This is a genomic window from Streptomyces sp. NPDC054841 (genome assembly GCF_053611045.1).
Genome location: NZ_JBSGZO010000339.1, coordinates 1 through 9,487, shown reverse-complemented (window position 1 = coordinate 9,487; position 9,487 = coordinate 1). Strand labels below are relative to the sequence as shown.

The following is a 9,487-nucleotide window of genomic DNA, read 5'->3' as shown; positions in this document are numbered from 1 at the left end:
GGTCGCGGGTCTGCACGGTCATCGCGGTGCGGGTGCGGATCCGGGCGCGGGCGATCTCCCGCTTGGACAGGATGCCCAGCAGGATCATCAGCTCCAACGGGAGGTCGCCGACGGGGACGGTGGCCACGACGGTGTTGGTGGCGGTGTGGACCGTGACCACCACCGTGTTCGTCGCTGTGTTGATCACCGACACCGTCGGCGGGGATGTAGGTTCCGCGTTTCGGTGTCCAATTCCGGACCGCTATGTCTAGCGGATGCCTAATTGGACAAGCCGCGTGGAAGCGCTGGTCGGCGCGTTCACTCCTTCGGGTTGCGTCGTGGTCGTCGTTCAGACAGAAGTCGCGGCCTGGGATCACCTTCCTCAGACTCGCTCGCACACCGCGGGTCTCGAACTGGCTGGTATACGCCGAGGGACTGCGCGAGCACATCGAGGAAGCGATCAAGAAGCAGAGCGGGGCTGCACAACGGGAGGCGGAGGCGGGCTCGGACGCCTCGGCCGAGTCGCTGGCGGCAGACCTGGAACTGGCCACGGCAGAGCTCAGAATCTTGCGCGCGGAGCGGGACCGGCTCACGGCGGGCATGGCGCGGCTGCGGGAGACCGAGGCCGAGCGTGATCAGTTGCGTGAGGCACTGAAGGAGACCGAGGGGAAACTGGAGTCCACGCTCAAAGAGAGCCGCTCGTCTTCAAGCCACCGCGCGGAGAAATGACACGAAAGCCGGAGATTCGCAGGCCCGCACGGCGGTAGCGTCGGTCCCATGATCGTATGGCTCAACGGCACCCACGGCGCAGGCAAGACGACGACCAGTGCACTTGTGCAGCAGCTGATCCCGGCTTCACGGGTGTTCGACGCCGAGAAGGTCGGCGAGACGCTCATGGACATCACGCCGAGGCTGCCCGAGACGGACAACTTCCAGCACTGGCCGCCGTGGCGGCCGCTCGTAGTCGAGACCGCCCGCCGCGTACTCGACTACACCGGCGGCACTCTGGTGATGCCCATGACTGTCCTGATCGAGGAGTACTGGCGCGAGATCAGCGCGGACTTCGCCAACCATGCCATTCCGGTACGGCACTTCGTCCTCCACGCCGACCAGGAAACCCTCCGTGAGCGCATCGCGTGCGACACTGTTCTTGGCCCCAACTCCCCGTTCCGTCTCAAATATCTTGAGCCCTATGCCGAGGCGGCCCGCACGTGGCTACACGGTGAGGCCGAGGTCATCGACACCACCCACCTCACGCCCGCACAGGCAGCCCTGCAGATCGCAGAGGCCGTGAAGAGTTGAGGCCCGCCCGCCACGCGAAACAGGCCCGGCCAGGATTGGACACGGTTCTGCGGAACGCGTTCGGAGGACACGAGCGCGGAATGCCGAAGCCCTGCAGGTCATGGCGATGCCGTTGGACACCGAAACACGGAACCTACAGGGGAGGACTCCATGGCGGTGCGGCCGTCCTTGCGGCCGGTCGGAGCACCCCCGCGTCGGCGGGGAGGACCGCTCGAGGGCCACCATGTGGGACGTCGTGCGCGGAACACCCCCGCGTCGGCGGGGAGGACATGGAGTGGATCCGGCGGTGAACTCCCGTCGACGGAACACCCCCGCGTCGGCGGGGAGGACAGGCCGGGCTGACCTGTCGCAGCGAAGGCTGAGTGTTCTCATCGAACATTGAGTGGTGCCGCAATCAGGAGGACACGGTCAATGCCAGCGAGGCGACGGCGGTGGCGAAGTAGAAGCCGGGAAACGCGAGGTTGTAGAGCACACGGGCGCGCAGATGGAAGGCGAGCGCGCCCAAGTAGAGCAGGACGAGACCGCAGGCCGCGGCGGCGCCGAGGATGCGCGGTGCGGCGTCGAAGAGGCTGAGGAGGAGGCCCGCCGCACCAGCCAGCTTGAGGGCGGCCAGCCAGGGCAGCCAGGATCGGGGAACACCCACCTCCGCTGAGTTGGCCAGCACGAAGCGCGCGCCGGCGAGGTCGGCGGCGGCGATACCGACGTTGACGGCGGCGGTGAGCAGGGTGACGACGAGGAGCGCGAGCTGGGTACCGGTCATGTCTTCAGGGTCCGCGGGCACTTCGGCACCGTCCAATACCTGCTTCTATAACCTGGTGGCATGGACCTGGACACGCGCCTGCTTCGGTACTTCGCCGCAGTGGCGGAGGAGGGCAGCCTGACCGGGGCAGCGGAGAGGCTGTTCGTCTCGCAGCCTGCGCTGACCAAGCAGATACGGCGCCTGGAGGACGGACTCGGAGTACGGCTCTTCGCGCGTTCGCGGTCGGGGATGGCGCTGACCAAGGCTGGTCGTGAGCTCGCCTCGCGGGTGCCCGCACTGCTGGACGGCTGGGACGAGGCGGTGCAGGCAACCAGCCGAGCGGCGCGGGTGCTGCGCCTGGGCTTCCTGGACGCGGGCGCAGTGGGCGCCGTCCCAGAGGTCATCGCCGAGTTCCGCCGGGCGCAGCCGGAGTGGCGGGTGGAACTGCGGCAGTTCGACTGGTCGAACCCGAGTGCTGGCCTGGCTCGGGGGGAGGTAGATGCGGCAGTGGTGCGTTTGCCGTTTCCGGGACAGGAGAGGTTGACGGTGCGGGAGTTGTTCGTTGAGGAGCGTGGGGTGCTGCTACCAGCTCGGCATCCGCTGGCGAACAGCGAGACGGTGGAGTTCTGGGAGCTGTCGGACGAGCCGTTCGTCGCGGCCGGAGCCGAGACCGGAGCATGGAGGGAGCATTGGCTGGCCGCGGAGGAGCGGGACGGGCACCCCGTCCGGGTCGGCGCGGTCACCAGCCGTCCCGACGAGTGGCTCGGGGCGGTGGCTGGCGGCTGCGTGGCCCTGGCCCCGGCGTCGGTGCCCCGTTTCTACTCCCACCCGAACGTGGTGTTCCGTCCAGTCTCCGGGGTCTCGCCCAGCCGGGTGGGGTTGGCCCGGCCTCGGGGGCGGACGCACGAGGCGGCACTGGATGAGCTGCTGGAGGCCATCGCGCGGCGGCTGAGCCGGAGTTGACGACGGGGCCGACAGACTGCCGGCGCGCTGCGCGGCCAAATCGGCACTACTCCCGGCGGCGGCCGCGTTGAACGGCTCGCCCACCATGGGGATACATGCGGCGACCGCCTCGGCCGGGTGCGCATGGGCCATGACCTCTGACCGTGCCGACCCGATGGCACTCAATGTTCGATGAGAACACTCATCCTTCGCTGCGACAGGTCACGGGCTGAAGGTAGCCGCCGCTGTCGTACGGAACACCCCGCGTCGCGCAACCGACGGAAATCTCCGACCTGCGGAAACGTGTCCTCGCCATGTATGGATGCCGCCGTTGAGCACAAAGAATTTCAGCTTCCGCACAGCGGTGCTCCTCGCCGCCAAGCTGGTGTGATGCCACGTCAGGGGAGTGGACCCTCGTCGGTAGTACGGGCCAGCAGCGCACGGGCCTCCTGGATACGCGGGTGGTCTGGCGGCCGCGCGCCACGATCTCCCCCCTGGCACCACCTACTCACGTGAGTAGGTGTTCCCATGCCGGGCCGCTCACCCCTCTAATGCAGGTGAGAACAGAAGGAGTCGACCGTTACTGTCCCCGGGTGAGCACCACGCGAAGACCCCTGGGCACCGGCCGCCGATCTGGCCCCCACCACTCGAGCACCTGGCCACGGCATCGCGTACTCGCGACCGAGGCAGACCTGCATACCGGTCCGCTGCCCCAACTACAGCTTCCCGACCTGGATAAACTGCGGGACCGCGGCGTACTGCGGGCGAAGATCCTAAAAGACTGAGCTGATGAGCGCGACCCGCCGCCTGCTGGGCACCGGCCCCCGTACAACTCATCCGCAGCGGACACCCGTCCTGAGCCACGCCGTACCGTCGCGGAACGGGCAGCAGCCGACCCGGCGGCTGCTCCGGTCGAGGAGCTGCAGATGCGCACGATGGGCCGACGGCGGCTGGGAGCCGGGCCGGCGGCCGAAGATTCCTGAACTCGGCCGCCTATCGACCACTACCCTCTGAGAACTTCTTCAGTAACCCGGGCCGAGGGCCTCATCCAAGTCGGGCACATGCGTTTCACGGAGATGGACGACAGGGTTTGCGCTGCTAGGGCGCGTATCGAGTCGTGATCTCATTCCGAGATGCGCCTTACCGGTCGTCGGTACAGCGGTCACCCGGCCCCGGCCCACGGACACCGGCCGGGCCGGCAGCCCACCCGCCGCGCCTGTCGATAGGGTCACCGCATGACGCCGACGCTTCCGCCCCTGATTACCGAGGCCGCGGCACTGTCCGGCGCCGGAGCAGGGCTCCGCCGGTACGAGATGGGTTCGGCGCTTATCGGGACGGGGGCGGACGCGACCGTCGTCATCGTCGAGCCCGGTGACAGCCCGGGGGGCAGCGGCGTTCAGGACTCCACGAAGGTGCTGCTGCGTGGGGACACGGTTCCGGTGCTCTACCCACGGTTCGATTTCGAAGCTCCGCTACCTATCCGCCTCTTCGCGCGTATGGATGGTGGTTGCCTCCCTTTGGGCGCCGCGCGCGGCAGGGGCCGGTCGGACCCTGCCGCCTTTGACTACGCCGCATTGGAGCTCGACCAGCCGCTGACCCGTGAAGTACTGGATGCGGTCCGACCGGTCCCGGAGCCCGGCCCGGTGCCGGATGTGGACTGGGTCGACCACGTAGACGCGGGTCCTATCCGGGCTCTGGAGTCGTTCGTCCTCGGCTGGTTCTCCGCTGAGGAGCCGGTGTCGGCCGAGGAAGACGCGACGGCGGAACGGGGCAACCTTCCGGAGGCGTTGGTGGCCTTCTACCGCTTGGCCCGCCTCCGCCCGGCACTCCACAGATTCCACGACTGGGTACCGGAGCAGCCCAGGCGCGCCGGCGGACCACACGGCGACCGGCTGGTCTTTGCCGTGGCCCATCAGGGCGTCAGGGACTGGTCCATCACATGGCCGCCGAAGGGACCGGACAAAGCCGATCCCCGTGTGTGGCTCGCTGAAGATCCCTACCTTGAAGAGCCCGAGACGATTCTCGAACAGGAGCCGCTCACCCGCTTCCTCCTGCAACTCACCCTCTACGAAGCCTTGAACGCCGCCCCCTACCGGGCATCGACCTACTGCATGCCGACCGCGCGCCTGGATTCGTTGTGGAGCATGTTGCGCCCGATACCCCTCAGTCCGTTCCTGCCGACCTACACAGCGGAGACGTTCTTCGTAGCCCCGGGTCTGCTGATGTCCGCCAGCATGGACGAGAACGAGGCGGTCGTGAGCTTCGGCGCGCTCCACCGTGGGACCCTGACGCCGTTGCTCGAGCACGGGTTTCACTGGTTCCACTTCGACGGGTGAGGCACGGGCGGGTGTGTATAGAGGCGTGGTCAACCTGCGGGATTCACCGTCGCGGCAGGGCCTGGAGCGGTAGATCCTGTCGCATGACGCGAGTGCAACTGACTGATGAGGAGTCCAGGACGGATGGCTGTGGCATGCTCGCCCGCGTGAGTCATGACCCAGATGGCGGATGGTGCTTCGCGACCGCACGGGAGCCAGCCTGCTTCGGTGCCGGCGAGCTGACAGGCGTTCCCGGCGTCGACCACGCGATGGGCGAGAGCGGGACGCTCTGCGGCGTTCCGGAACACCAGGTCACCCGCTATATGCATCTCTTCGAACCAGCAGAATCGCAGGCATGCTCGGATTGCCGCCAGCGGGCCGAAGCGGCTCCGACGAAGCCGTGCGCTCAAGAGCGACTTCACGACAGGCTCCAGGACGCCGACCCGGGACAGGCCCGTGACGACCTCCTCGCTGCCCTGCAGAAAGGGGCGAACGTGCGCCTATGGATCCGCGGTCCCGCCTCAAGCCTGTCCAGACACTACGCAGGCCTCGACTCGCTGACCGAGGGTGCCGAGCCCGCCATCAAGGCCTTCAACACCACCACAACCATCAGCTTGGCCCGCGTCGAAGATGGTGCCTGGCGCTTCATCGCTGTCCTGCCCGAGGACGACAGCCGCCCGCTCGTCGCACGTGGGCCCCGCACTCTCATCTGACAACCCTCATCGGGTGCCGTGAGATCGGCGTCCCCTTGGGGACACGTGACCGCGCGGGTGGGGAAATACCTGACGCGAAGGCGGTCACCGCTGGGGAAAACGCTGACCGTCGACACCAGCGTGAGGCCGACGCCTTACGGGCCTGGCACAAGAGCCTGCCCAAGCCGCTGAACGTGGCCCTGGTCTACGGCGGGCTGTCGGCGGAGGACCAGCTCTACATCCCCGAGAGCCCCGCCGATCAGCTCTCGGTCACCGCGCTGGCCGCCTCTCTCACCGAGCTCGCCACAAGGTTCGAGATCCTTGACCCGTGCGACGCGGGCTTCATCCGGGACCTGCTCTCCTTCGACGTGGCGCTGTCAAACCTGCACGGCCCGTACGGCGAGGACGGCCGCCTGCAGGGGCTGCTCGACTATCTGCGCACGCCGTTCTGCGGCAGCGGCGTGGCCGCCTCCGCCATCGCCGCCGACAAGATCCTTTGCAAGCAGACCATGACCGGGCTCGGTCTCCCGACCCCGGCCTGGCAGGTGTGGGAGCACGGCACGGCCGCGCGGTGGCTGGGCCTGCCGGTGATGGTCAAGCCGGCACTCGGCGGCTCCAGCGTGGGAATGAGTCTGGTACGTGACGAGGCCGCCCTGGCACCCGCGCTCGAACATGCCTGGGACACCGACGCCTCCCCGGTCCTGATCGAGGAGTACATCACCGGTACCCCGGTCACCGTCGGACTGCTGCAGCTGCCCAGTGGGCTACTGGCGTTCCCGCCGCTGGCCACCCAGGTCCGTGCGGCCGAGTTCTACGACGCCGCCACAAAGCTTGACGCCGACGGCGAGCACGCCGTCACAGTGACCGCCGCCGGCCTCCCCGGGCCGGTGCAGGACGAGCTCACCAGGCACGCCCTGACCCTGCGGGACGGCCTGGGCTGCCGGGGTGCTGCCCAGGTCGACTTCATCGTCACTGACGGCGGCGATACTCATGCGCTGGAGGTCAGCACCACGCCCGGCATGTCCAGGGAGTCGAACTTCGTCGTTGGGGCCGGCCTGTGCGGACTGAGCCACGCTGACGCCGTTCTCGCCTTGCTGCACGAAGCGGTTACCCGGCCGCACTACGATGTGCCCCTGCCCACTCCCGTGTTCGCCGCCTCAACTCCGGTACGGGAGACCGCTTCCTGACGCGTAATCGGGAGAGTCCGCAACCGTGCCGCACGCCCACGACGTCCCCCTGTGCCGCCAGCTGATCACGCCCGAGGACTGGGAACTCCACGGGGGCTGGGCGCTGGGGGACCGGCTGGAATGGTCGAACCGGGCGTGCGGCATGGCGTCGCTGCGAATGATCCTTCTCACCTACAGCGGGCAGGCGCCGACCGTCATCGAACTGCTCAAGCTCGCGGTCAAACACGAGGTGATGACTCCCCGCGGCGCGTTGCATGCGGGCATCGCCAACCTGGCCGCCGACTTCGGCGTCCCCGCCCAGGCCGAGCCCCTCGACGTCTCCGACCTGACCGGCCGCCTCGCCGCCGCCCCGCTGATCATCTCGGTGACCGAGCAGTTCCCCGATGACGGCCGCAGGGGCGGCCACCTCGTCGTCGCCCGCGGCTACGACGACAGCGTGGACAGCGCCGACCCGGACGTCCTCTTCCGCGACCCGTCCGCGTGGGGACAGACCCACGACCGGGTGCCGCTCAGCCGCCTGGCGGCCTCCTACTCCGGGCGGGCCATCTCCTTCCCGCCCCTTGCCTGACCACCGAAAGGGCCACGTCGTGATCCCCCTGACGCTCTCCGAGATCGCCACCGCCACGGGAGGCACCCTCCGTGACACGCCCGACCCTCAGCTGCGGGTGACCGGGACCAGCGCCAGCGACTCACGCGAGGTCGGCCCCGGCGGCATGTTCGTCGCAGTGACCGGGGCCCGCGTCGACGGACACAACTTCGTGCCCCAAGCCCGCGAGAACGGCGCCGTGTGCGTCCTGGCCTCCCGCCCCGTCGACGCGCCGGCCACCATCGTCCCCGACGTCACCAAGGCCCTGGGCCGCCTCGCCCAGCACGTGCTCACCCGCAGCACGGGGGCGCAGATCATCGCGCTGACCGGCTCCGCCGGGAAGACCACCACCAAGGACCTTCTCGCCCAGGTCCTGACCCGCCACGGCGACACCGTAGCCACCCCCTGGTTCGTTCAACACCGAGATCGGCCTGCCGCTGACCGTCCTGCGCGCCACCGAAACCACCCGCTACCTGGTGCTGGAGATGGGCGCACGCCATAAGGGCGACATCGCCTACCTCTCCTCCCTCACTCCGCCCCGCCTCGGCATCGTCCTCAACATTGGCTCCGCGCACGTGGGAGAGTTCGGCAGCCGCGAAGCGATCGCCGAGGCCAAGAGCGAACTGGTCCAGGCCCTCCCGCCTGCGACAAAGGGCGGCATCGCGATCCTCAACGCCGATGACGCCCTGGTCGCCGCAATGGCCCGCAAGACGCAGGCCGCCGTCATCACCTACGGGACCCGTGACGATGCCAACGTCCGTGCCACCGACATCCACAGCACTGCGGGCCGCTCCTCCTTCGTCCTGTACACGCCGAATGGATCCGCCCCTGTCACACTGCAAATGCTGGGCGCCCATCAGGTCCACAACGCGCTCGCAGTGGCCGCAACCGCCCACGCCCTAGGCATGGAGCGCCCGACATCGCCGAAGCGCTCTCGGCCGCCGAGCCAGTCTCGGCTGGCCGTCTGCAGGTCCTCGAGCGCACCGACGGCGTCACCCTCGTCAACGACGCGTTCAACGCCAACAGCGAGTCCATGCGTGCGGGACTCGAAACCCTCAGCGCCCTCGCCCAGGACCGGCGTACGGTCGCCGTCCTCGGTGAGATGAAGGAACTCGGCGACACTGCGATCCAGGCCCACGAGACCATCGGGAGCCTCGTGGCCGACCTGGGCGTTGACGTCCTCGTCACCGTCGGCACCAGCAGCGAGATCACCGCCCTGGCCGACGCCGCACGCCACCACCCCTCACCCCCGCGCATCGAGACAGCCTCCGATCCCGAGGCGCTGCTGCCGCTGATGAACACCTTGCTCATCAGCGGGGACGTCGTCCTGGTGAAGGCCTCCCGCTCCGTCGGCCTAGAAAAATTCGCCGACCGCCTCCAGGCTGCGGTGCCGGCGTAGGCGCGGCGTCGATGGTCTCCCTCGGAACCTGGCCTGGTCGCCGGTGCGGCTCAGGCCCGTTCGAAGCGATGCCGAAGACTGCCCTAAGCGATCCTCAACGCCATCACAAACCCTTCGGTGACAGGGCGAGCTCGGCGACGCCACATGCGGAGAACATGCTGCGCGAGACACACCGGATGGTCCTCCCCGCCGACGCGGGGGTGTTCCGAAAGCCAAGATCCAGCCGAGGCTCTTCTTCCAGTCCCGAACGGTGCTGTCCAACGCGCGCCGTGGGCGACGGGCACCGTACGGTCACGAGTGCAGCCCGCTCTCTGACAGGACGGACGGGCTGGGGTGGCCCCGCGAC

8 protein-coding genes and 2 pseudogenes are annotated in these 9,487 nt (G+C 68.5%); 8 read left to right on the top strand and 2 right to left on the bottom strand.

The window, feature by feature from the left end:
• Window positions 1-187: pseudogene (locus ACWGI8_RS32170) on the bottom strand (hypothetical protein); the annotation flags it as partial.
• A 56-nt stretch (window positions 188-243) separates the two neighbouring features.
• Between ACWGI8_RS32170 and ACWGI8_RS32165 the strand changes: the two are divergent.
• Complete coding sequence (locus tag ACWGI8_RS32165) at window positions 244-708, top strand: hypothetical protein (protein ID WP_453666305.1); 465 nt, start codon at window positions 244-246, stop codon at window positions 706-708.
• Between the two features lie 48 nt (window positions 709-756).
• On the top strand, window positions 757-1,281 hold the full coding sequence (locus ACWGI8_RS32160; RefSeq protein WP_453666304.1) for an AAA family ATPase: 525 nt from the start codon (window positions 757-759) through the stop codon (window positions 1,279-1,281).
• Window positions 1,282-1,675: 394 nt separating this feature from the next.
• Here ACWGI8_RS32160 and ACWGI8_RS32155 read toward each other — a convergent pair whose 3' ends face one another.
• The gene (locus tag ACWGI8_RS32155) at window positions 1,676-2,041 is read right to left on the bottom strand and encodes a DoxX family protein (RefSeq protein WP_453666302.1); all 366 of its coding nucleotides are present in this window, start codon (window positions 2,039-2,041) and stop codon (window positions 1,676-1,678) included.
• 60 nt (window positions 2,042-2,101) lie between these two features.
• Between ACWGI8_RS32155 and ACWGI8_RS32150 the strand changes: the two genes are divergently transcribed.
• The 6 genes and pseudogenes from ACWGI8_RS32150 (at window position 2,102) to ACWGI8_RS32125 (ending at window position 9,141) form a co-directional block, all read left to right on the top strand.
• Window positions 2,102-2,983, top strand: a complete 882-nt coding sequence (locus ACWGI8_RS32150) for a LysR family transcriptional regulator (protein WP_453666301.1) — start codon at window positions 2,102-2,104, stop codon at window positions 2,981-2,983.
• Between the two features lie 1,214 nt (window positions 2,984-4,197).
• Window positions 4,198-5,298 (top strand): hypothetical protein, encoded by a 1,101-nt coding sequence (locus tag ACWGI8_RS32145; RefSeq protein WP_453666299.1) that lies wholly within the window; start codon window positions 4,198-4,200, stop codon window positions 5,296-5,298.
• 134 nt (window positions 5,299-5,432) lie between these two features.
• Window positions 5,433-5,990, top strand: coding sequence for a hypothetical protein (locus ACWGI8_RS32140; protein ID WP_453666298.1), 558 nt, complete (start codon window positions 5,433-5,435; stop codon window positions 5,988-5,990).
• A gap of 173 nt (window positions 5,991-6,163) precedes the next feature.
• Window positions 6,164-7,156, top strand: coding sequence for a D-alanine--D-alanine ligase family protein (locus tag ACWGI8_RS32135; protein WP_453666297.1), 993 nt, complete (start codon window positions 6,164-6,166; stop codon window positions 7,154-7,156).
• Window positions 7,157-7,181: 25 nt separating this feature from the next.
• Window positions 7,182-7,724, top strand: coding sequence for a C39 family peptidase (locus ACWGI8_RS32130; protein WP_453666296.1), 543 nt, complete (start codon window positions 7,182-7,184; stop codon window positions 7,722-7,724).
• Window positions 7,725-7,743: 19 nt separating this feature from the next.
• Window positions 7,744-9,141 (top strand): annotated as a pseudogene (locus tag ACWGI8_RS32125) (UDP-N-acetylmuramoyl-tripeptide--D-alanyl-D-alanine ligase).
• Window positions 9,142-9,487: the final 346 nt, after the last annotated feature.

What these genes read in the sequence shown, in the direction of transcription:
- ACWGI8_RS32165 (WP_453666305.1), top strand. Translation starts at nt 244, where the DNA reads ATGTCTAGCGGATGCCTAATTGGACAAGCCGCGTGGAAGCGCTGGTCG.
- ACWGI8_RS32160 (WP_453666304.1), top strand. Translation starts at nt 757, where the DNA reads ATGATCGTATGGCTCAACGGCACCCACGGCGCAGGCAAGACGACGACC.
- ACWGI8_RS32155 (WP_453666302.1), bottom strand. Translation starts at nt 2,041, where the DNA reads ATGACCGGTACCCAGCTCGCGCTCCTCGTCGTCACCCTGCTCACCGCC.
- ACWGI8_RS32150 (WP_453666301.1), top strand. Translation starts at nt 2,102, where the DNA reads ATGGACCTGGACACGCGCCTGCTTCGGTACTTCGCCGCAGTGGCGGAG.
- ACWGI8_RS32145 (WP_453666299.1), top strand. Translation starts at nt 4,198, where the DNA reads ATGACGCCGACGCTTCCGCCCCTGATTACCGAGGCCGCGGCACTGTCC.
- ACWGI8_RS32140 (WP_453666298.1), top strand. Translation starts at nt 5,433, where the DNA reads ATGCTCGCCCGCGTGAGTCATGACCCAGATGGCGGATGGTGCTTCGCG.